The organism is Ruminococcus sp. RTP21359st1_H3_RTP21359_211015 (assembly GCF_040909065.1).
GTDB lineage: Bacteria > Bacillota > Clostridia > Oscillospirales > Ruminococcaceae > Hominimerdicola > Hominimerdicola aceti.
On record NZ_JBDGDD010000002.1, the window covers coordinates 167,353 to 188,660 of the forward strand.

21 protein-coding genes and 1 pseudogene are annotated in these 21,308 nt (G+C 43.0%); 3 read left to right on the forward strand and 19 right to left on the reverse strand.

All coding sequences use genetic code 11. The features are described 5' to 3' along the window. Positions 1–66: 66 nt before the first annotated feature. The 19 genes and pseudogenes from AB5Z01_RS01490 to AB5Z01_RS01580 all read right to left on the reverse strand — a co-directional run bounded on the left by AB5Z01_RS01490 (position 67) and on the right by AB5Z01_RS01580 (position 15,549). Positions 67–1,170, reverse strand: coding sequence for a hypothetical protein (locus tag AB5Z01_RS01490; protein WP_368365232.1), 1,104 nt, complete (start codon positions 1,168–1,170; stop codon positions 67–69). A gap of 314 nt (positions 1,171–1,484) precedes the next feature. Continuing rightward, positions 1,485–2,093, reverse strand: coding sequence for an ATP-binding cassette domain-containing protein (locus tag AB5Z01_RS01495; protein ID WP_002593328.1), 609 nt, complete (start codon positions 2,091–2,093; stop codon positions 1,485–1,487). Next, a complete protein-coding gene (locus AB5Z01_RS01500) occupies positions 2,090–4,054 on the reverse strand; it encodes a bacteriocin-associated integral membrane family protein (protein ID WP_004845300.1) in 1,965 nt (654 codons plus the stop codon). The genes AB5Z01_RS01495 and AB5Z01_RS01500 overlap by 4 nt, the downstream gene beginning before the upstream one ends. 215 nt (positions 4,055–4,269) lie before the next feature. Continuing rightward, positions 4,270–4,614 carry a TnpV protein gene (locus tag AB5Z01_RS01505; RefSeq protein ID WP_117481232.1) on the reverse strand — a complete coding sequence of 115 codons (345 nt, stop codon included), beginning with the start codon at positions 4,612–4,614 and terminating at the stop codon, positions 4,270–4,272. After that, positions 4,611–6,497: a recombinase family protein gene (locus AB5Z01_RS01510; protein ID WP_320883325.1), complete on the reverse strand. Its 1,887-nt coding sequence runs from the start codon at positions 6,495–6,497 to the stop codon at positions 4,611–4,613. The genes AB5Z01_RS01505 and AB5Z01_RS01510 overlap by 4 nt, the downstream gene beginning before the upstream one ends. A gap of 87 nt (positions 6,498–6,584) precedes the next feature. After that, a pseudogene (locus AB5Z01_RS01515) lies at positions 6,585–7,604 on the reverse strand (type IV secretory system conjugative DNA transfer family protein); the annotation flags it as partial. Next, on the reverse strand, positions 7,601–8,101 hold the full coding sequence (locus AB5Z01_RS01520; protein WP_007886614.1) for a PcfB family protein: 501 nt from the start codon (positions 8,099–8,101) through the stop codon (positions 7,601–7,603). The gene AB5Z01_RS01520 and the pseudogene AB5Z01_RS01515, both read right to left, overlap by 4 nt. A 98-nt stretch (positions 8,102–8,199) precedes the next feature. Next, positions 8,200–8,511, reverse strand: a complete 312-nt coding sequence (locus AB5Z01_RS01525; protein ID WP_181969593.1) for a DUF5720 family protein — start codon at positions 8,509–8,511, stop codon at positions 8,200–8,202. A gap of 50 nt (positions 8,512–8,561) precedes the next feature. Beyond that, positions 8,562–9,422, reverse strand: coding sequence for a DUF6017 domain-containing protein (locus AB5Z01_RS01530; RefSeq protein ID WP_368365233.1), 861 nt, complete (start codon positions 9,420–9,422; stop codon positions 8,562–8,564). 67 nt (positions 9,423–9,489) lie between these two features. Continuing rightward, entirely contained in the window at positions 9,490–9,675 is a 186-nt protein-coding gene (locus tag AB5Z01_RS01535; protein WP_227750227.1) for a hypothetical protein, read from the reverse strand. Positions 9,676–9,704: 29 nt separating this feature from the next. Continuing rightward, a complete protein-coding gene (locus AB5Z01_RS01540) occupies positions 9,705–9,980 on the reverse strand; it encodes a DUF5720 family protein (protein WP_117441091.1) in 276 nt (91 codons plus the stop codon). Between the two features lie 12 nt (positions 9,981–9,992). Next, positions 9,993–10,919 (reverse strand): ParB/RepB/Spo0J family partition protein, encoded by a 927-nt coding sequence (locus AB5Z01_RS01545; protein WP_117441092.1) that lies wholly within the window; start codon positions 10,917–10,919, stop codon positions 9,993–9,995. Beyond that, the gene (locus AB5Z01_RS01550; protein WP_005335951.1) at positions 10,876–11,697 is read right to left on the reverse strand and encodes a ParA family protein; all 822 of its coding nucleotides are present in this window, start codon (positions 11,695–11,697) and stop codon (positions 10,876–10,878) included. The genes AB5Z01_RS01545 and AB5Z01_RS01550 overlap by 44 nt, the downstream gene beginning before the upstream one ends. Before the next feature lie 464 nt (positions 11,698–12,161). Then, positions 12,162–12,563 (reverse strand): 30S ribosomal protein S9, encoded by a 402-nt coding sequence (rpsI, locus tag AB5Z01_RS01555; protein ID WP_041337331.1) that lies wholly within the window; start codon positions 12,561–12,563, stop codon positions 12,162–12,164. Positions 12,564–12,579: 16 nt separating this feature from the next. Continuing rightward, a complete protein-coding gene (gene rplM / locus AB5Z01_RS01560; protein WP_022287500.1) occupies positions 12,580–13,008 on the reverse strand; it encodes a 50S ribosomal protein L13 in 429 nt (142 codons plus the stop codon). A 386-nt stretch (positions 13,009–13,394) separates the two neighbouring features. Then, positions 13,395–13,607: a helix-turn-helix transcriptional regulator gene (locus AB5Z01_RS01565; protein ID WP_287216453.1), complete on the reverse strand. Its 213-nt coding sequence runs from the start codon at positions 13,605–13,607 to the stop codon at positions 13,395–13,397. After that, positions 13,607–14,074: a hypothetical protein gene (locus AB5Z01_RS01570; RefSeq protein WP_022287502.1), complete on the reverse strand. Its 468-nt coding sequence runs from the start codon at positions 14,072–14,074 to the stop codon at positions 13,607–13,609. The genes AB5Z01_RS01565 and AB5Z01_RS01570 overlap by 1 nt, the downstream gene beginning before the upstream one ends. Before the next feature lie 10 nt (positions 14,075–14,084). Further along, entirely contained in the window at positions 14,085–14,567 is a 483-nt protein-coding gene (locus tag AB5Z01_RS01575) for a hypothetical protein (RefSeq protein ID WP_368365234.1), read from the reverse strand. A gap of 217 nt (positions 14,568–14,784) precedes the next feature. Continuing rightward, positions 14,785–15,549, reverse strand: a complete 765-nt coding sequence (locus tag AB5Z01_RS01580) for a hypothetical protein (RefSeq protein WP_287216455.1) — start codon at positions 15,547–15,549, stop codon at positions 14,785–14,787. A 210-nt stretch (positions 15,550–15,759) separates the two neighbouring features. Here AB5Z01_RS01580 and AB5Z01_RS01585 point away from each other — a divergent pair, with 210 nt between their 5' ends. The 3 genes from AB5Z01_RS01585 to AB5Z01_RS01595 are packed head-to-tail and all read left to right on the forward strand — an operon-like array spanning position 15,760 to position 21,131. Next, positions 15,760–17,742 (forward strand): type IIA DNA topoisomerase subunit B, encoded by a 1,983-nt coding sequence (locus tag AB5Z01_RS01585; protein WP_022287505.1) that lies wholly within the window; start codon positions 15,760–15,762, stop codon positions 17,740–17,742. Between the two features lie 21 nt (positions 17,743–17,763). Further along, positions 17,764–18,888, forward strand: coding sequence for a DUF6688 family protein (locus tag AB5Z01_RS01590; RefSeq protein WP_368365235.1), 1,125 nt, complete (start codon positions 17,764–17,766; stop codon positions 18,886–18,888). Between the two features lie 5 nt (positions 18,889–18,893). Then, positions 18,894–21,131 carry a DNA topoisomerase (ATP-hydrolyzing) subunit A gene (locus AB5Z01_RS01595; RefSeq protein WP_287216256.1) on the forward strand — a complete coding sequence of 746 codons (2,238 nt, stop codon included), beginning with the start codon at positions 18,894–18,896 and terminating at the stop codon, positions 21,129–21,131. The last annotated feature ends 177 nt before the right edge of the window (positions 21,132–21,308 follow it).

Here is a 21,308-nt window from a genome sequence, read left to right on the forward strand (position 1 = left end):
AGACCGCCAACTTTTCGCATAGTGCGACCAGTCAACGGTCTATTTTCCCGTATTTACTTGTTATAATTAAGTCTGCTGATGGAACATGGTAATAATTTTGCAATCAGGGCAGATTTCTATAAAGAGCGTTCCTTCTGCACAATCCTCAATGGTATCCCAATGAATTTGAGCAAGGTACTTCATTTTCCTTCCACATTCAGGACATTCTCTATATTCCCAATCCTGTACCCAATTTGCAAATCCTCCAATAGTATTAACATCATTATTGAATGCTCCATAAAATAGTGGTCTTTCTTTTTCTGAAATTACAAGTCTATTTTCTGCCATCGCATTCAAATACTCATCACTGTAATAGTTCTCATCTGTACCGTCGTACTCTAAAATTTCGCTTTTCCCATCAAGGGTAAATCTATTTGAAATTCCCTCTGAAAGTGTGACGCAATTCGGACAACAACTCGCAGTAATGATCCCATCAAGTCCCAAAAAAGCAAATCGTTCATCTCTGCCATCTAATACAAGAATATCAACCAATTCACAACCGCAATGAGGACATTTTTCACCTCTTTTTCTGGCTATGAAAGTTCCATTTTCGTTCTTGGTCTTTCCAAGCTCAAAAGAAAAACATTTATCGTAAGTCAGTTTGATATATTCATTTTTACTATCAAATGTCCATCCGGCTTCTTCTGCATAAACATCAGAATCGACATACAGTTTTTTTCTCCATGGTCGTGGATTCTTTTTCAATTCATATAACACACCTTGTGCCTTTTCATCTCCTACCATTGCCAAACAACCTAAAAGACTACTACCCTCATTCTCTGATGTTGTTGCCATGAGCTTTTCAATCAGTTTGTCTCTGATTTCTCCATCAGCTTTATAATACAGCTCGCTTGGATAATATATTTCTCTTTTGCAAGCTACTCTTGCAATCTCCTTGCAATCAATTCCTCTTGTCATTAGGTCATTGAAAAGTTCATACTCATCAGATGAAAAAAATTCATCTTCCTCTGTAACTTTCAGTTTCTCTATAACCTGTTTCTTTTTCTCTTCTATTTCTTGTAATGACCAGTTATTGACTTCTTCTCTATGGTGTTTTGCTCTACAACTCCAGCAGAGTCCTTCAAACCCTAAAGCTGTTCCGCACTCTGGACATTTATAGTTTAATCCCATAAGTTTCTCCTTTCAATTTTTCATTTTTGTTATCAAACTTGCTGGCGGCGAACGGTTTGTCAAAACCGTTTGCGGACGGCAAGTACACAGGGGATAGTCGCTTTAGCGGCGCAAGGGGGTGTAGCCACCTTGACGGAACGAAGTGACGAAACATTCTCGGTCGAGCAGTTTTCTTCTGCTGACCGGAAATGAAGCTCCGCAGGACGCACTACTCTCGACAGAGAGTATAGAAGTGCGCCCTTTAGTTCCTAAAGGGATTTTCTTCTGACCCAAATTATATAAAATGTAGATCAAGACATTTCTAAGAGGTACTCTCAGATTTTCACAACATAAGGTTCATCTTCAATAATACCCTGATCGTGGGTAACAATGATAACCGTTTTACCTTCTTCATTGAGTTCGTGCAATAACCTCATAACAATATCTCTATTTTTCTTGTCAAGTGAGCCAGTAGGTTCATCTGCCAAAACAACAGAACATTTTTTCATCATAAGACGAGCTAAAGCAACTCTCTGTTGTTCACCACCGGAAAGCTGATAAACTTTTTTGTTAACTTCCTTTGATAACCCCACACGATTAAGAGCTTCTTTAAGTGATACTTTAGTTCGGCTTGATTTTTTAATCAAACTTAAATTTTCTTTAACTGTCTTATTTTCAAGCAGTGCAAAATTCTGAAAAAGAAACCCCACTGTATCCGCAAAAAAACTGTTTTTATTTTTAAGCCGGGTAATATTCAGCCCTTCGATTATGATACTGCCGCTATCCGGTTTTTCGATACCACCAATCATATTGAGTAAAGTGCTTTTTCCACTGCCGCTATCGCCGCTGATTACTACAAAACTTCCATCCGGAATTTCTAAATTAAAGTTAGAGAAAATTATTTTCTCTCCAAATGCTTTATTTAAGCCACGAATTATAATCATAAACATCCTCCCTTCAATGACTTTGAGATATTTGTTTTTTCAACCCACATAATATTTGTGAAAATGATTGCCATTTCAATAATGGTGAGCAACGCTCCAATCAGTAAAGCAATCCCGACACTTGCGTTAGATATAAAAATCGAAACAATGCAAATCAATATCACAACGGCTATATTTTCTAAGAGATTAACGGAAATAAATCTTTTGTGCCTTTCATAAAAGCGATAGCCCAAAACCTTTTTGAGGGAGATTTCCATCGCATTAAGTCTAAATTCCATTTTCACTTCAGATATGATGATAGCGATATCTAACAGCAATACTAATACGCAAAGAGAGCTTATAAAGCCAATCAGTTTCACGAGGAAACTATGACTATAAATGTAATCCTCTCCGACATTCGTCAGCATAAAATAGTGTGAACCAAGCTGTTCTGAATATTTTTTCGCAACACTGCGAATTGTGCTTTCATCGCATCCGTAGATTACCTCTCCATTATATGTTCCTGTTTCGATATAACTTCCATTTAAAGCAACAGCCTCATTTGCCTGATAAATCACAATCGGATTTGTTACTCTTGACAATCCGTCAATAGCCTCTTCTCTGTTCGAATTGAGATAATAAAATTGTTCTCTGCCAGAATATTCTTTATAAACAACACGCAGTTCTTCTGCATTTTGGGTAAGAGAGCCAATTTCCTCTTTTGCGATATCTTTGTATGATTCCGCATTTCTTCCCTTTGGCACGAAGACCACGATATCCTCTTTTTCATCATCTTCAGTAAGCATATCAGAAAACCCTTGTAGCATATCTCTGGCATTATGATTTACAAAAATATAATTATCCGTATCGCTTATCCGGCTGCCTATGCAGACCACCGGATTTATCGTGTTGTATTCATTTTCGTAAAGGTCATTCCAAAATTTGCTCTCTTTGGATTCCTCCTCATTTTCTTCAAAAGGAGGTTCAATCTGCATAACTCCAAAATAATAATCATTATAATGATTTTCTAAAAGAGTAGTGTTTGTAAGTAAATTACCTTGAATGCTACTGAGATTTGTAGTTATTGTAAAAATTGTCATGGCAGTAGCAAATACTTTAAGACCGTTCAGAAGATAAAACATACCTTTTTTATCTGAAGCATTGGCAAAGGCTTTTTTTACATCAAAGCGGACAAAAGCAGCATAAGGAATTACGGAAAGAACTGCTCCGGCACAATACACTGCCAAAATGAGATGATCTTCATACGCTCCCGATATAAATTGAGAAACAAGCAACTTTGCTAAGACGAATAATGCAGCATATGAAATCATATCAGCCACTACAGCTTTTAGAGCAATCACAGCAGCATTTTCGCCCAGAGAAGCTCGTACAACTACTTCCTTTTGCCTGCGTATCACCTCAATCATATTAAGTACAATCATCAATATGGCAACCAGGCCCCAAACAATGAACATCATATCAGTTTCGGTTGATTGCCAAAACTCTGGCTGCGATATAGAATATTCTTTTGCCAAATCTTGATATGTGGCAATAATGTCATCATCATCACCGATATAGCTGACCATTATTTCCTGTCCATTGCCTGTGTTTTTTGCTTCTCTAAAATCTTCAAATTCTATTACGGTGATTCCACCTATCAAAGCCGTATATGTTTTTTCCTCAATATCCATTGTGCTTTTAAGACTATCCCGAACAACGGTATCATCACCATAAATATAAAGTCTTGTCTGATAATTAGAAACTCTCTGATTAAAAGTCGAAAAAATATGAACACCATGCTTCTCAGCTGTATCTTCTGCATTGGCCAAAAATGAATCCATATCGTCATTAGTAGTTGTGTATCTGGACGATAAATAATAAGCACCATTAAAGTTCCAGAGCATATTTTGATATACTTCAGCTTGCATAACAAAAGCAAAAATAATCGTAATCAACAGCAATATATTTCTTATATGTTTCATTTGAAATTCTTAAACCTCCTTTGAATAGGTAACAGACACACGATTGCCCAAAATACTAATATGGATTTTTTCATACAACCACATTCTCTTGTTAGATTCTAATTTTCCGTTTTCTTTATTCGCATAAATTATACCATAAAACTTGTGAACAATTCTACCGTCATTTTGTAACATATGAGAAAAGTCCGAACAGTTTTCTGCCCGGACTTCCTCGCTCAATTATAAATCAACTCTGCTTTCACAACTTCCTCTGCCTGCGCCTTGCAAGCGTTCATCTGCCGCACCCATTCCATTTGGTTTTCAGCTTTCAGTTGCTCGGTCACGCCGTTTTGCTCTGCCAGTGACCGCACGATCAGCTCCATGCGGTTTCGTGCCGCTTCTTCAATCTCGGCGCAATGTTCAAAGAGCTTGTCGGATAGCACCAGTTCATTGAACAGTATCGGGCGGTGCATTTCTAAATACGCCTTGCGAAGTCTGCCGTAGTGTCCGATGGGCTTGGTCTTGCGGATAATGATGTTCGGGATAAGATAATCGCCGTTCCGTGTGTAAGTGATATTCATGCTGTTTGTACTCCTTTCATCGGCTCTCTCTGCGGTAAACTGCTGACGGGAACGAACACGCCCTTTGCAATATCCTCCGCACGAATGGCGGCTTTCTTGGCTTCGATTTCTGCCTTTTTTCTCCCCTTGATTTTGTCCTCGTATCGCTTCTGCGCTCCGCTGGCTTTCCGCTTCAAGTAGTTCTGATGAAGCCTGTCTTTGCGTTCCTCACGCTTGCGGATTTCTTCTAATTCCTCTGGGGTAAGCTCCACTTCTCCAAACGCCGGAGGAACGAATCGCCCGACAAAATTGAAGTAAATCTCGACCTCCTGTGTGGTCTGTATACTGCCCTTGCGGTCACGCTCATGCACAAGGATTTTCTCGATAAACTCGTTGAGCATGGCAATGGTCAGCTTGTCGAAGTTCTCATATTTGTCAATCAGAGCGATAAAACGGTCAGCGTCCTTTTCGTGCTTCTCATAGCTCTTGATAGCCTTTTCCAGAGCAGAGATTTCAGCGGTAAGCTCGGACTGTTCCTTTTCGTATTGAGCGTCCAGAGTGGCGTATCTGCTGTCGGACAGCTTGCCTAAAATGTTGTCCTCATAGATTTTGCAGAGCAGGACTTCCAGCTCGGAAACTCTCTGCTTTGCTGTGGCAAGGCGTGTGCGCTGTTTTCTGACCTCTGCCGTCTGCTGGCTGGACTGCGCTTCCTGCACCACACGGACAAACTCGGCTCGGTCATGCTTGGCATACTCGGCAATAGCTTTGAGCATTTCGGAAACAAGGGACAGTACCACATCTTCATTGATACGGTGCTGTGTCGTGCAGAGCTTTCCAACTGGGACTTTGCTGTATTGGGAACAGGTATATTGAGAAATACGCTTGCCGTTGTTGGTACGGTGGACATACATCTTGCCGCCGCAATCGGCACAATAAAGCAAGCCCGTGAGGGGAGCTGCTTCGCCCCAGCCGTCCGGGTAGCGTCTGACATTCCCACGGATTTTCTGCACAAGGTCAAAGGTCTGCTGGTCAATGATAGCTTCATGGGTATTCTCGAAAATCGTCCATTCGTCCTCCGGGACATAATGGCTTTTCTTGTCCTTGAAGTGCTTTCGGGTCTTGAAGTTGATGGTGTGTCCCAGATATTCACGCTTTTCAAGAATGTTGCAGATGGTGGAAGAACCCCAGCCGTACACATCTTTGAAAGTCTTGTTTTTGTTCACGCCCTCGCCGTGTTGGGCAAGGTAAGCAGACGGAATAAGCACCTTTTCCGATTTCAGTTTGCTGGCGATCTGATACGGACCGTAGCCGTCAATCGTCATGGCAAAGATGCGCTTGACCACATCAGCGGCTTCGGGGTCAACCAACCATTGGTCTCTGGCTTCGTTCCAGAGATAGCCGTAAATGACCGTGCCTGTAAGGTGCTTGCCGGACTTGCCTTTGGACTGGAAAGTGGAACGGATTTTACGGCTGGTGTCTCTGGCATAATACTCGTTCATGATGTTGCGGAATGGGGTAAAATCATCGTCCCCTCTGGCACTGTCCACGCCGTCATTGATGGCGATAAGGCGAACGCCACGCTGACGCAGGATTTCCATAATCTGACCGACTTTCAGATAGTCACGACCCATGCGACTCATGTCCTTGATACACAGGTACTCCACATTCCCGGCTTCAACCTCTTTCATCATTGCCAAAAATCCGGGGCGGTCAAAGCAGGTGCCGCTAATGCCATCGTCTGTGAAATGGACAATGTTTGTAAAGCCCTGCCGTGCGGCGAACTCCTCCAACATAGCTTTTTGATTGGAAATGGAATTGCTCTCACGCTGTTGGTCATCATCTTTGCCAAAGTCATCACGGCTCAGTCGTTCGTACAGAGCAGTGATTTTCTCGTTTTTTCTCATAACTTGCGCTCCTTTCTTCGGTTTTAGGTTGTGTGTTCTAAGAGACTTCCCAACCGCTTGATTAAGAAGTCTTTTAGAGCATACAACACCGGCTGCCAGCTTATATTTCTTATACTGCCGCACTGCGAAGTGGTTTGGCTTTTCCGATTCCAGTGCATCAAACATCAGGTCTACAGGATTTTTGAACTCCTCGTCATCCTCCCGGACTTCCATGGCGTTGATGAACTCGATGAGGGTGGAGAAGTTTTGCTCCTCCACCGGAGCTTCATAGTGGATATATCCGATCAACGCGCAATACAGCAATGTTTCCGCCTTGACCCAGAAATCATCTCCGGCCTTGCCCTCGCCTTTTGTATTAGCGATCAGCGTTGTCACCAGCTTCAAAATATCCTTTTCCGAGTGGATGTATGCAAAGGGGTTATAGTGCATGGACTTCTTGAAGTTGATGGTATTTAGGACCTTGATTCGGTACGGCTCATAAATGACCTTGCCGTGCTTATCCTTCATGGGCTTTCCGTCCTTCCCCAGCTTGGGTGCGCCCCTTTGGAGCATTTTTCCACACTCCACCAGAATTGTTCCTTTCGGGTCCGTCACAACATAGGAGCTGTGCATCTGCATCAGGTTGGGTTTCAGCCAGAATCGGGTCTTACCGGAACCGGAGCCGCCAATCACCAGTACATTTTTGTTTCTGGCAGTCTTGGGGTCCTTGGGGCGACTGTTCATGGTCAGGCTCTCCGTTTTCGTCAGAATCACATTGTTCTGAAATACAGGATCAACGTAAGGTGCAATATCCTCACGGGTTCCCCAGCGGGCCGAACCATATTCCAAACCATGTCGATATTTCTTGGCGTTCTTGCTTTTAAGATACACCGCCAGCCTCAGACTGCCTCCACAACACAGCCCTACCAACAAGTCCAATGGATGCAGGCTTGGCCAGAAACTTTCCAGCGCCCCAGGCAGAACCGCAATCAGCGAAAGAAACTTTTCTGAAGCATCCGCCCCTTGTGCCATTCGCCATGCCTCTCCAAAATTGGTAGCAAACAGTCCCATCAGGATATACGGCATATTCAGCAAAATGAGCTTTTTGATGTCCAATGTCTTTTTCATCGTTCCAGCTCCTTTCGCTTGGTGCGATCCACCACAGCATTTTTAACCATCTCTTTGAACTGGTTAAGTTTTGCCAGTACGGACGGGCGCTCTGTTTTCGTTGCCTTTTTGACCTTTTTGTTGGTGTACTCTGTAAAAGCTGCTGTCAGAGCATCTGCATCACGGCCTTTGAAAAAAATCAGGTACTTTGGCGGAGAACTGCTGCGGTCCTTTTTCACCGCATAATCCACACCATATTTCCGGGCGATTTTCTCAAACTCCTTGATAGAGGGGTCTGTGATCTCAATGTTGGATATTCCCTGATTCTGCCCGACAAGCTGCTTCACAGTCTGTTTTCCATGCGGAACAACCGGCGCATCACGGCTTCTCTGTTTTTCCAGCTTCTTTTCCTTGCGATGTGCCATGTACTTGCTTATGGCAGCCTTAAACATTCTGCCGGTAAACTTTGTTCCACTGACAACCAGCGTCAAAGTTCTGTTTTCCACTTCTTCCTGCATTTTCTCGCCTCCTTTCCACGAAGTTTGCAGGGAATCTCTTTTTTTGCTAAGGCGGAACCACCAGCCGCCGCAGAAGATAACGCTTCATACCACCCTCCTTAGCGTAACTGGTCAGAACGGTCATAGTGCAGATTGCCCTGACGTACCTTTGCGTGGCTCAAAATCTTAATCTGCCCCTTTTCCTGACTATCCAGTGCTTTTTCATAACCGGTATCCGACAGGAACAGGCGGGTTCGTTCGCCTTTCCAGCCAACAGGGGAATCGTTCGTCAGCACATCAAAAATAATCATGTGCCGGGTGTCATCCGCAAAACGCTGGAGATCCATATATCCATGACCGTGATAATTCTGCGCTCCTGCCTTTGCCCGCATTTCTTCCATCAGCTGCCCTATGGTCTTTCCCTCAGACATCATGCTTGCTCCTTTCTCCCGGCAGTTCCGGGCAATAAAAAAGCGACCATTTACCAGCCGCCATACAGATCGTGATTTACTTGTGAGGTGTAATGATTGCTTATCGTGGTCGGTGCATTGAACAGAACGGTCAGAAGATACTGCTTCATGTTGCGAATTTCCGTGGTGTTCTTCTGTAAACAGTCCATGACAAACTCAATGTGCGAGTTATCCAGCTTCAAGAACCTGGAACGAACGATTTCATGCGGAAAATCACTTCCTGCAATACGGGTGGTCTTTCGCTTTGCACAGACCGTTTCCACGATTAGCTCCACAATCTCATCCAAATCCTCCCGATAAGTTTCATACTGCTGACACAGGTATTCATACCCGACATTCTCCTGAATCAATTCCCGATAACTCTCTATCTCTGTGAGTGACATCGCATCCCTTCCTTTCCGTTCCGGCAGACAATCTGCCGCGCAATCCCGGAAGGGAATGGAATCGGTACTTGATCCATAAATATTTTGTTTTTGAGTATTAGATTTCTCTATATTTAATTCTGCGGGCTTTTCCGTATCCGGTTTATCCATATACGGGTTTTCCGTATCTGGTGAATCCGTATCCGGTTTTCTAAGCTGTGGCTGCTCGTATATGACATACTCTGTATCGCTGATGCGTCCCTGCCGGTCACGCAACTTGTGCCGTACAATATAACCGGCGGCCTCCAATTCCCGCAACGCAGCGCCTATGGCATCCACGCCCTCCTTACAGATCTTTGCAAGACCACGGGTGGTGTAATTCCAGTCCTCTGGCAAAGACAGCATCATGGAAAGCAGCCCCTTGGCTTTTAACGACAGGTTTGCATTTCGTAAATGATGATTGCTCATCACAGTATAATCACGGGTCCGTTCAATGCGAAAAACGGCCATCGACCTCACTCCTTCCGAATTTTGGGTACAAAAAAACCGCAATCCTCATTCCAAAGAATTGCGGTGTTCAACACTTTTCAAATTTTCTTGCATAGAACCAAAACAGCGGCTTTCGAGGACGCGCCTCTGTAAATGGCTCCTCCTGGGCAAAAGGAAGTGTTTGCATCACTCGGTCAATATCCGTTGATTCCATGTCATACTGAGATTTGCAATCTTCCCGGATTGCTTCTTGAATTTCCTTTACCGTACACATAGTCATTCCTTTCCTTTCGTTGTATGGGTTTATGAGCGGCGGCGTTTTCCCGGTTTGAAATCGAGGATATGTCCCTCAATCACACGAGCGTAACGCTTGATCTTGATCTCCCGACGCTGCTGGCTTTGCAGGGCAGCCTGATACCCGTCCTCGGTCAAAAACAGCCGCATTTCCTCTCCGGGGCTGCCGTAAGCTGTGCTGGGACGCAGGACGAAAAACTCAATCATCCAGCGGGTGTTATCCCAAAACCTCTCTACGGCGAGAATGTTGTGTCCTTTCAGCTCACGGGCTGAAATATCCCTCATAGGCGGCTCCTTTCATCGTTCCTGGTCTCTCTGACGCTTTTTCTGCCATGCCTCCAGCAGCTTGATGATGGTTTCCTGCATCCGCTGGGGCGTATAGCTTTTAGGAAAATACTTCCGCAAGGTGTCAGAGGTAAATGTCACTCGGTCCAGATCGCTTTTCTTTTCCTCACCCATGATGACACGCATCATATCAAGGGTCAGATGCCCCTCCTGACTGTATTTCTTGAGCCGCTGGGCTTGAGAAAGAGAAGGGGTAGCCTGTTCGCTGTCCATTGCATCCAGCAAATCCCTCTGTTCCTCTTTTTTGAGGAAGGACAGCTCATAAGCAGGATTTAAGGCAATTTTCTTTTCATCCACCATGTCCAGCAGTTCGGGAATCAGCTCGGTCAGACGGATAAATCTTTTAATCTGTGATTTGCTATCTGGACTGTTCTCCGCGATTTTTTCTGCCGCAGTCAACTTCGGCCCAACTTGGGCCGAGGTTAAATCCGTCCTGGCTCCTTGGTGCTTAATGGCATCCAGTTTCATCTTATAGGCAAAGGCCCTTTCACTGGGAAGCAGGCTTTCTCGTTGCAGGTTGCTGTCAACCATAATGATCGTGGCGGCATCATCATCCAAATCCCGAACAATGACCGGCATGGTCTCCTTTTCTGCCAGCTCACTGGCTCTGTGCCGCCGGTGTCCGGCTACCAGCTCATAACCGCCCTCCGGGTCCGGTCGAGCAATCGCCGGAACCAGAACGCCATACTGCTTGATACTGTCAGCGGTCTCCATCATGGCTTCGTCATCCTTGACTTTGAATGGGTGGTTCTTAAAGGGATGCAGTTCAGACAGCGGAATCTCCTGAATCTTTTCCAGCTTTGCATCCTGACGGCCTTCTTCGGTGGAGAACAGATCATCTACCGAGGCCAGCTCTATTTTTTTCGCGCTGCTTTTCAAGTTTCAACACCTCCTTCGTCAGATTTCGATACCCCTCTGCCACCTTGCCGCCAGGGTCATGGGCGAAAATACTTTTTCCCTCTGCGCTGATTTCCTTTGCACGGACAGAGTGTGGAATCTCCGTTCCAAAGATTTTGATTTTACTTCCATAGGTGTCCCGCAGCAAAGCAGCAATCTCTTTTGCAAAGTTGGTGCGGTTATCCACCATCGTCAGCAGGATACCGTCAATCTGGAGCTTTGGATTGATCTGCCGTTTCACCTTACTGACCGTAGATAGAAGCTGTTCCAGTCCTTTGGCGGGCAGATACTCTGCCTGAACGGGAATTATGATCCTGTTAGCAGCCGCCAGCGCATTGACCGTAAGCATCCCCAACGAGGGCTGACAGTCAATCAGGATATGGGAATATTGTCCCTTCAGTGTGTCCAGATATTGCCGTAAAATCGTTTCACGGCTCATGGCGTTTACCAAAGAAACCTCCATACCGGAAAGCTGAATATCCGCAGGCATCAGGTCAACGCCTTCTGCATGATGCAGAATACCTTCTCCGGGGCGTATAGGCTGATCCATCAGAATTTTGCCCATTGCATCCGACAGTGTAAATGGCAGCTTGTCTGGTTGCGGATTTCCCAAGCTGATTGTCAGGCTTCCTTGCGGGTCCCCGTCGATCAGAAGCACTTTCTTTCCGGCCTGTGCCAGACCTATTCCCAAGTTCGCACAGGTTGTTGTTTTGCCAACGCCGCCTTTCTGGTTGGCGATGGCGATGATTTGTGTGTTCATGACTTCACCTCATTTCTGATTGTTGCTGTTGTTTCTGGAAATAGAAAAAGCCGCCACTTCAAAATTAACAGTGAAGTGACGGCTCTTTCTATCGCCGGAATACGAGTTCCTGAAATGAAAAAAGCACCCAGCATTTATACTGTGTGCTACATCAAATTCATATTCAATTATTCAAATTAGCTCAAACTATGCCAAACTGCCACAGCCAAAAAACGAGGGGAAGGAGGGCTGAAAAGCACCCCAAAAATCGGCTCTCGGTTAACCACTTTGGGAACCACTTCCCCCTCTTTTTGCCCTCTTTTTAGCCAGTTAACCACTTGCGGACCACTAAAAATTGGATGAAATCGGCTCTCGTTTTGCCAAATTTGGTCAAACCATATCAGCCCGTTTAGATATAGCAAAAGCCCGGAAAACCTTGATTTTCCGGGCTTTTTGAAGCATTTTGATATAGTCTGAGCAGTCGATTATCGCTTGCTGAACTGCGGAGCGCGACGAGCTGCTTTGAGACCGTATTTCTTTCTTTCCTTCATTCTTGGGTCACGAGTGAGGAAGCCTTCCTTCTTGAGGAGAGGTCTGAACTCATCGCTAGCCTGAAGAAGAGCTCTTGAAAGACCATGTCTGATTGCACCAGCCTGACCTGTTACTCCACCGCCTGTTACTGTGCAAACGATATCGTACTTATCCATTGTATCTGTTACAGCAAATGGCTGACGAACGATGAGCTTGAGTGTCTCAAGACCGAAGTAATCGTCAATGTCTCTGCCGTTGATTGTGATCTTACCTGTACCCTCGTAAACACGAACACGGGCAACAGAATGTTTTCTTCTACCTGTGCCATAGAAATATGGCTGCTTTGATTCGTACATCTAAATTGCTCCTTCCTTACAGTTCGTATTTAACAGGCTTCTGAGCAGCATTATTATGCTCAGCACCCTTGTATACTCTGAGTCTCTTTGCAGCAGCTCTGCCAAGTGTGTTGTTAGGGAGCATACCCTCAACAGCAATTGTCATAGCTCTGTCTGACTGATTAGCCATCATATCTGAATACTTGATCTCCTTAAGACCGCCGATCCAGCCTGTGTGCCACTTGTAAGACTTCTGATCAAGCTTCTTGCCTGTGAGAACAGCCTTATCTGTGTTGATGATGATTACATGGTCGCCGCAGTCAGCGTGTGGTGCGTAAGTTGGCTTGTGCTTGCCACGAAGAATGTGAGCAGCCTTAGCAGCAACTCTACCGAGTGACTGACCTTCAGCGTCGAGAATATACCATGTGCGAGTAATGTCGCCTGCTTTTGGCATATAAGTTGACATATTATTTCCTCCATTCAGAATTTTAAAAAGTCTGTTCACAGCCGCATTTTCGCCCTGTGAACTCACAACGTTGTCTATTGTACTACTACTTTTGAGATTTGTCAATAGCCAAAACGCTGAATTTTTAATTTATATCCCTCATTCTCTTTAATTCTCTTCGATTTGCTCCATTTCTCTCGATTTCTCACAATTCATTTCACTTTTGCCTTTTACACTAATATACACAGTAATATGGCGTAAGCTAAAGATAATCATAGCATAAGCAACGTATATTCAATATTTCCCTATCTACATTAGAATATGTATTTATATGCTTGTATTTGCATTTTCAGTATATGCTTTTCTTCTGCACCAAAATCCTGCAAACCGTCTGCTTTACTGTATTTTCAGCTTTTTTCATCTTCAAATGAAAAAATATCCTCTATAGATACACCAAATACCTTTGCAATATCCATTGCAAGCTTTAGGGACGGATTGTATTGTCCTTTTTCAAGACGTATGATAGTTTCACGCCTGACGCCCACTTTTTCGGCAAGGTCACCCTGCTTCATGTCAAGCTTGGCACGATATTCCTTGAGTTTTGTTTTTAGCTCCGGCATTACTCGTCCTCCTCATCGGTGCTGAGCTTGCCCTCATGGTGGAGGAAAAATCCGCTTTCAAGGGTCATGTAACTGAACCAGAATATAAACCATACTTGATATAGTCTGTCGCTGTTTATCTTTATGGTTATACTTCCTTCCCAGAACATTGATATAAAGATCGCCACTGCTAATATTATCAAAAACATTTTTGTGATACTTTGATGTGCCTTGAGCATATTTTCTTTTGCCATTTCATCCTCTTTGTCAACTTTCTGACAGCTTGCATACAGCCATATTACTGCAAATAAAGCCGTCATAGCAGCCAACACAACGAATATCACCGTCGCCCATGTTGTATTATCAAGCTTGTAATGCTCCACAGTGTTTTCAAATATCTCTGTGACAAGTATTGCAATTCCTGTTGCCATACGCTTTTTGTGATATTCTCTCAGAGTTATCTTTTTCTTTTCTTTTTTCTCTTTCATTTTTATCCCTCTAGTTCTCATCATCATCGAACTTACTTTCAAAATACAGCCCTATAAAATTGTACACCGCATAGCAAAACCATATCAAGCCCGTTATAACATATTCGTTTAGTGTGACCTTAAATCTTCCTAAAATATCGGAAAACAAAGTCATAACTGAAATAAACAGGCAGGCAATCGTGAACAGGAATGTTATAAAAGTTTGATTGACCTTTGCTGTTGTCTGCTGAGTAAGCTCGTCATTTGTATCTCTTTTGTCGGCCGTGGATATCATCTTTGTTATGCATATGGCGATCAGTGCAAGCGTTCCCAAAGATACGATAAGGTTTATCGCATTGGTAAGTGTGTGCCCTTTCTTTATCGCAGGCAGCACCTTTTCCATAATCCAATAGAATATCCACATCGCTCCACCCAGTGTGCCCAAAATACCCATCTGTCTGTAATACTTTTTGTATGATATTTTGTCTGTTTTTATCTTCGTTTTGTCATTCATTTTTACATCTTCTTTCATTTGTGATTTAAACAGCTGCATATACAAGGTGATTTATTTATCACCTTATGTGACAATAATATCACTTTCGCCTTGCAAAGTCAATAAAAAAGTGACAAATTTATCACCTTTGTGCATATACACAAATCGTGCGATATCTGCTAGTACACATTTATATATACTGACAACAAAAAGAGCGGAACAAAGTCCGCTCATGAAATTATTCTGTTTGTGAATTTGAACTTTCTTCATTGCTACTGTCGGTATCGCTTTTATCTTCTGTAAATATCTCTTTGCATACAGCACTAAATTCATCGTCACGGAGTGATACTTTATTTTTTATTACGTCTGTAATGGTGAATTTTCTGTAGGTGAAGCCGTCATATACTATTAAAAAGGAAATAGTGTAGTTATCAGAGCCATGTTTGCCTTTTACTGTTACTGTGTAGTTGTGACCGTTCTTTGTGCAATCCCACTTTGCGTCCTCACCTATATAAGAAGCTATGCACTCACCGATTATCTTTGCTGAATTTCCCGAAAAGTTGTCAAGGCTTTGCACATAACTGTTCTGTGCGGATACGAGCATATAGTCGTTGTTTATTTTTATGCTCTGCGTAAAACCATTCATGAACAGTGCAGCAATAATGAAAAATCCACACATTATTGCTTTATAAAGCTCTCTGCCGCAAAGCTTTTCACGCTTATAAACATAAAAAGGTGTTAGCCATACCCATTTGAAAAGGTGTGCAGCATCAATGCCATGCTTTATAAGCTGTTTGCAATCTGCAATGGAACAGCCTATCATGAACAGCGGAACAAGTATCCAAAGAAATGCTCCTGCAGTGGCAGAGTTTGCATAGTTTTCAAGAAACAAGCCGATAAGCGGAACAAAGCATATGAACCATATCAGCCCATTGTTAAGGGACATTGCTTTGGCAGAGTTTGAGTTGCTTTCGGTCAGCGGTGCATTTATCGTAATATCCATTTTGTCCTCCGATTTTTTAAGCTACCTATATTATATAATATTTTTTTCAAATAATCAATAGCCTGTGTTTTTGTTTATTAGTAACAAAACAAATGTTCGGCTTTGCTCTGAAAAATGTTTAATTAATGTATTTACAAAATCGTTGACTTTGTGTTATAATATAATTTGTATGTAAAAAATTCTTCAGATCCGTAAGAAAGGAAATGAGAAATGGCAAATAAAAAGGAATATACAAATGAAGATATAGTATCTCTTAAGGGGGAGGACAGAGTAAGAAAGCGTCCTGCTGTAATATTCGGCTCTGACGGACTTGAGGGCTGTAAACATTCTGTTTTTGAAATTCTTTCAAACTCTATAGACGAGGCTCGTGACGGTCATGGCGATAAGATAATCGTTACAAAGTACAATGACGATTCTATCGAGGTGGAAGACTTCGGACGTGGTTGTCCTGTTGACTATAACCAGCGTGAGAAAAAATATAACTGGGAGCTTGTTTACTGCGAGCTTTATGCAGGCGGCAAGTATAATAATAACGGCGGAGATAACTATGAATATTCGTTGGGTCTTAACGGACTAGGTGCTTGTGCGACGCAGTATTCATCTGAGTTTATGGACGTCGAGGTTTTCCGTGACGGATATAAGTATGACCTGCATTTTGAAAAGGGAAGAAACGTTGGCGGTCTTAAAAAGGAAGAAACAAAGCAGAAAAAGACAGGTACAAAGACACATTGGCGACCTGACCTTGAAGTTTTCACTGATATAAAAATTGAGAACGAATATTTTGAGGACGTTCTGAAAAAGCAGGCTGTAGTAAACCCTAATATCACATTTATCCTGCGTATACAGCGTGAGAACAATTCTTTTGAAGAAAAGACGTTCTATTATGAGAATGGTATCGCCGATTATGTTGCAGAGATAGCAGGTGAAAAGCCTCTGACCTCAGTGCAGTTTTTCACAGGCGACCGCAAGGGTCGTGACCGTGAGGACAAGGACGATTATAAGGTAAAGCTTTCTGTGGCATTCACTTTCTCTAATCAGGTAAAATGTCTTGAATATTATCACAATTCAAGCTTTCTGGAACATGGTGGCTCACCGGAGGACGCTGTAAAGAGTGCTTTCACATCTCAGATAAATGCTTATCTCAAAAGCAACAATAAGTATCTGAAAAACGAAAAGCCTATTACTTTTCAGGATATCGAGGATTGCTTGGTGCTTGTTTCAAGTTCATTTTCTACACAGACTTCATATGCCAATCAGACAAAGAAAGCTATCACAAACAAGTTTATCAAGGAGTGCATGACAGAGTTCTTGAAGCACAATCTCGAGATATACTTTATTGAAAATCCTGACGAAGCGGTGAAGATAGCAGAGCAGGTTCTTGTAAACAAGAGAAGCCGTGAAAAGGCTGAGAAGTCAAGAATAGACCTGAAGAAAAAGCTTGCAGGTTCTATCGATCTTTCAAATCAGGTGCAGAAATTCGTTGACTGCCGTTCAAAAGACCTTTCTCAGCGTGAGCTTTATATCGTGGAGGGCGACTCGGCGCTCGGTTCTGTAAAAATGGCAAGAAATGCAGAGTTTCAGGCTGTTATCCCTGTAAGAGGAAAGATACTCAACTGTTTGAAAGCTGACTATGATAAGATTTTCAAGAACGAGATAATCACAGATCTTATAAAAGTCATAGGCTGCGGAGTTGAGGTCAAGACGGGCAAGAACAAGGAGATATCCATGTTCAATCTCGACAACCTACGCTGGAACAAAATAGTTATCTGTACTGATGCCGATGTTGACGGCTTCCATATCAGAACGCTTATACTCACAATGCTTTACAGACTTGTGCCGACCCTTATTGAAAAAGGATATGTTTATATTGCGGAGTCACCGCTCTTTGAGATAACGACTTCCGACAAGACTTACTTTGCGTATGACGAGAACGAAAAGACGAAGATACTCAAAATGATAGGCAATAAAAAATTTGATATCCAGCGTTCAAAAGGTCTTGGCGAGAACGAGGCGGAGATGATGAGCCTTACGACAATGGACCCTGCCACAAGACGTCTTATAAAGATAGAACCTGACGATATCGAGCAGACACAATGGATGTTCGATATGCTCCTTGGCGACGACTTGCAGGGCAGAAAAGATTTCATCACCAATAATGGTGTTGATTATCTTGATATGGCGGATATTTCATAAGCTGTTTGAGGGGAGAGCATTATGGACGCAATTTTTATATGGTCGTCTGCGCTTGTGATATGTGTTGGACTTCCATTGTTTTTCACAGTAATAAATGCTATAAGGCTTTTTGAGAATGCACCTAAAGAATTGGACAGACCGCTGTTTGATGTGCTGACGGTGGTAATCGGTTCGCTGCTGTCTGTTTTTGACCTTGACGGGTTAGGTCTTGGCGTTGAATATGATGTTCCTCTAACTGTTCATGGGGAATTTCATACACCCATAGCAGGGGAGTATAGGTTTAGTTTTTTCTTCCTGTTTTTTATAGCTATGGTGTGCATTGTACTGTTGAGTGTTATAACAAAGAGAAAACCGCCGTTGTTTGCGGCTATGCTCATTGCAGGGGTGTATATGGGCAATGTGCTTGATATACTGCTGGTGATACAGCTTTTGAAGAATATGGATAACTTTTTCACGGTGATGATGTTGGTTTTTCCAATGAATTATATACTTATGTCCGTAAGGCTCATTCGCCGTGAAATAAAGGCGCAGACGGGATATCTCAGCAATTCGGCGGAGAAAAGCGGCTTTATGGGCTGGCTTAATAAGCTTCTCACAAAAAGCCTTGGTTGGTATCTTATCAGCTTTGTGGCAATGATACCGCTCCTTGCGGTGATGCTTTTGATATTTGTTTTATTTGGACAGCGCCCTGACAGCATAGTAAAGGCTTTCACGGAAACAGCCGATTGGACGTTTTCTCAGCAGATACCTCCGCCGCCTGATTACTCACAAGGGCATTATCTTTGCACAGTTGCGGCAGGGGGACACGCTAAGCTCGTCAAACCTCAGCGAATGGGTCTGCGGCGTGGGGATAAGATAGTTGTGAACAGACAGCTTTGTGTTGCAAACGCATTTGAAGAGCTTATACAGGATAAGCTTCCACGTTTTCACAAATGTGTGAGAAGCTTTTACGATAAACACGGATATCCCATTTCACAGCATATATCGACGAAATTGCGTGCTGATGTGGTCTATATCCTTATGAAACCACTTGAATTTATTTTTATTGCGGTGCTGTATATGTTTGACGCCGATCCCGAAAGCAGGATCGCTATGCAGTATACAGGCAAAAAGTGCACCGACCTTACGAACTTTATGAAAGGATAGATTTTATGGCAAGAAAAAAGGCAGAGCCTAAAAAGACTGCTAAACCAAATAACAACGCATATATCGAGGGTGCAGGACTTGTTGCAGACGAAAAGATAACAATGTCTCTTGAAAAGAACTATATGCCATATGCCATGAGCGTTTTGGTATCAAGAGCGTTCCCTGAGATAGACGGCTTTAAGCCCTCACACAGAAAACTGCTTTATACCATGTATAAAATGGGACTTTTAAACGGAAAGCTCACAAAGTCTGCCAATATCGTTGGTGCGACCATGAGGCTCAATCCTCACGGCGACGGCGCTATATATGAAACCATGGTAAGACTTTCACAGGGCAATGAAGCGCTTTTGCACCCATATGTAATGAGTAAGGGTAACTTCGGTAAGGCATATTCAAGAGATATGGCGTATGCTGCCTCTCGATACACTGAGGCAAAGCTTATGCCTATCTGTCAGGAGCTTTTCGGAGATATAGACAAGGACACTGTTGATTTTGTTCCTAACTATGATAACACCACCACAGAGCCGACCTTGCTTCCTGCTACTTACCCGTCAATACTTGTTAATGCCAACGTTGGTATCGGTGTTTCTATGGCTTCATCAGTTTGTCCGTTCAATCTCAGCGAGGTTTGCGAGACAACTATCGGACTTATGAAAAATCCTGATTTCAACGCTCTTGAAACGCTGAAAGGACCTGACTTTCCGGGCGGTGCTTCACTTCTATATGATGAGGAGGAGCTTGATAAGATATACCGCACAGGAAAAGGCTCTGTTAAGCTGAGAGCAAAATATCAGTATGACAAGGAGTCAAGGTGTCTTGAGATCGTTGAGATACCTGCCACTACCACAGTTGAAGCAATAATCGAGAAGATAATTGCTCTCGTTAAGGCAGGCAAGATAAGAGAGGTATCATATATCCGTGATGAAACGGACATTAACGGTCTGAAAATAGGTATAGATATCAAAAAGGGCGTAGACCCTGACAAGCTTATGCAAAAGCTTTATAAGTTGACGCCGCTTCAGGACTCGTATTCATGCAATTTCTATATACTTGTTCACGGCTATCCAAGAATAATGGGCGTTTATGATATAATTAAAGAATGGGTAGCGTTCAGAATGGATTGCGTTCGACGCAGAACAAGCTTTGACCTTGCAAAGAAGAAAGACAAGCTCCACCTCCTGAAAGGTCTTGGAAAGATACTCCTTGATATAGACAAGGCTATAAAAATAATCAGAGAAACGGAAGAAGAAACAGAGGTCGTTCCTAACCTTATGGTTGGATTCGGCATTGACGAGATACAGGCAGATTATGTGGCTGAAATAAAGCTCAGACACCTTAACCGTGAGTATATCCTCAAAAGAACTGCCGAAACTGAGGATCTTGAAAAGGCTATCGCAGAGCTTGAAGATATTCTTGGAAGCGACAGAAAAATAAAGAATATCATCATTTCCGAATTAAAGGAAGTTTCAAAGAAGTATGGTCAGCCAAGAAAAACTCAGTTCTATTATAAGACTGATATCGAGGAGATAGACATAGAGGACGATATCCCTGACTACGCCTGCAAGCTTTTCCTATCTCAAAGCGGTTATTTCAAGAAATGTACTCCGCAATCACTGAGAATGGCAAGCGAGCAGAAGTATAAAGAGGGCGACGGTCCGCTTCAGGAAATGGAAAGCACCAACAAAACGGAGCTTCTGTTCTTCTCAGACAAGGCGGCTGTGTATAAGACCAAGGTATCGCAGTTTGCCGACACAAAGGCAAGCTCTCTTGGCGACTATATTCCTGCAAAGCTTGGTTTTGATGACGGTGAGGGCGTTGTGTCCATGGTGAATACTGTAGATTATTCGGGCTATATGATATTCTGTTTTGGAAACGGAAAGGTGGCAAAAGTTCCGCTCAATGCCTATGAAACAAAGACCAACAGAAAGAAGCTTGCCAACGCTTATTCTGCAAAGGCTAAGCTTGTGGGAATGTTCTTTGTGCAGGATAACGCTGAGATAATGCTTCGCACAACTAACGGAAGAGCGATGATATTTGATACTGCGCTTCTTATGCCTAAGTCTACGAGAGATACTATAGGCGTTCAGGTCATGACACTTAAAGCGAAGAATGCAGTTGTTGATAAGGCATTTATCGTTGACGATGAGACAGCAGCAGGCCTTTCAAAATATCGCAGCAAAACGATACCTGTTGCAGGCTGTTTTGCAAAGGATATCGAAGACCCTGACCAGATGCACTTCTGATATATGTTTTTTACAGCGGATAGACTTCTGTCCGCTGCTTTTCGTGTAGGTTTGTCAATCATATTGGACACTATTATTAAGAAATTCGATAGGCGAAAATCATTTGAGGGGACGCATAGGACGGTTGTTTGTTCGACTTAAACGTGCAGCTAGCTGCACGTTTAAGTCGTCGCAGGA

Bases quoted from the DNA above. Each gene is read 5' to 3' on its own strand.
- AB5Z01_RS01490 (WP_368365232.1), bottom strand. From the start codon at position 1,170: ATGGGATTAAACTATAAATGTCCAGAGTGCGGAACAGCTTTAGGGTTT.
- AB5Z01_RS01495 (WP_002593328.1), bottom strand. From the start codon at position 2,093: ATGATTATAATTCGTGGCTTAAATAAAGCATTTGGAGAGAAAATAATT.
- AB5Z01_RS01500 (WP_004845300.1), bottom strand. From the start codon at position 4,054: ATGAAACATATAAGAAATATATTGCTGTTGATTACGATTATTTTTGCT.
- AB5Z01_RS01505 (WP_117481232.1), bottom strand. From the start codon at position 4,614: ATGAATATCACTTACACACGGAACGGCGATTATCTTATCCCGAACATC.
- AB5Z01_RS01510 (WP_320883325.1), bottom strand. From the start codon at position 6,497: ATGAGAAAAAACGAGAAAATCACTGCTCTGTACGAACGACTGAGCCGT.
- AB5Z01_RS01520 (WP_007886614.1), bottom strand. From the start codon at position 8,101: ATGCAGGAAGAAGTGGAAAACAGAACTTTGACGCTGGTTGTCAGTGGA.
- AB5Z01_RS01525 (WP_181969593.1), bottom strand. From the start codon at position 8,511: ATGTCTGAGGGAAAGACCATAGGGCAGCTGATGGAAGAAATGCGGGCA.
- AB5Z01_RS01530 (WP_368365233.1), bottom strand. From the start codon at position 9,422: ATGGCCGTTTTTCGCATTGAACGGACCCGTGATTATACTGTGATGAGC.
- AB5Z01_RS01535 (WP_227750227.1), bottom strand. From the start codon at position 9,675: ATGTGTACGGTAAAGGAAATTCAAGAAGCAATCCGGGAAGATTGCAAA.
- AB5Z01_RS01540 (WP_117441091.1), bottom strand. From the start codon at position 9,980: ATGAGGGATATTTCAGCCCGTGAGCTGAAAGGACACAACATTCTCGCC.
- AB5Z01_RS01550 (WP_005335951.1), bottom strand. From the start codon at position 11,697: ATGAACACACAAATCATCGCCATCGCCAACCAGAAAGGCGGCGTTGGC.
- rpsI (WP_041337331.1), bottom strand. From the start codon at position 12,563: ATGTACGAATCAAAGCAGCCATATTTCTATGGCACAGGTAGAAGAAAA.
- rplM (WP_022287500.1), bottom strand. From the start codon at position 13,008: ATGTCAACTTATATGCCAAAAGCAGGCGACATTACTCGCACATGGTAT.
- AB5Z01_RS01565 (WP_287216453.1), bottom strand. From the start codon at position 13,607: ATGCCGGAGCTAAAAACAAAACTCAAGGAATATCGTGCCAAGCTTGAC.
- AB5Z01_RS01570 (WP_022287502.1), bottom strand. From the start codon at position 14,074: ATGAAAGAGAAAAAAGAAAAGAAAAAGATAACTCTGAGAGAATATCAC.
- AB5Z01_RS01575 (WP_368365234.1), bottom strand. From the start codon at position 14,567: ATGAATGACAAAACGAAGATAAAAACAGACAAAATATCATACAAAAAG.
- AB5Z01_RS01580 (WP_287216455.1), bottom strand. From the start codon at position 15,549: ATGGATATTACGATAAATGCACCGCTGACCGAAAGCAACTCAAACTCT.
- AB5Z01_RS01585 (WP_022287505.1), top strand. From the start codon at position 15,760: ATGGCAAATAAAAAGGAATATACAAATGAAGATATAGTATCTCTTAAG.
- AB5Z01_RS01590 (WP_368365235.1), top strand. From the start codon at position 17,764: ATGGACGCAATTTTTATATGGTCGTCTGCGCTTGTGATATGTGTTGGA.
- AB5Z01_RS01595 (WP_287216256.1), top strand. From the start codon at position 18,894: ATGGCAAGAAAAAAGGCAGAGCCTAAAAAGACTGCTAAACCAAATAAC.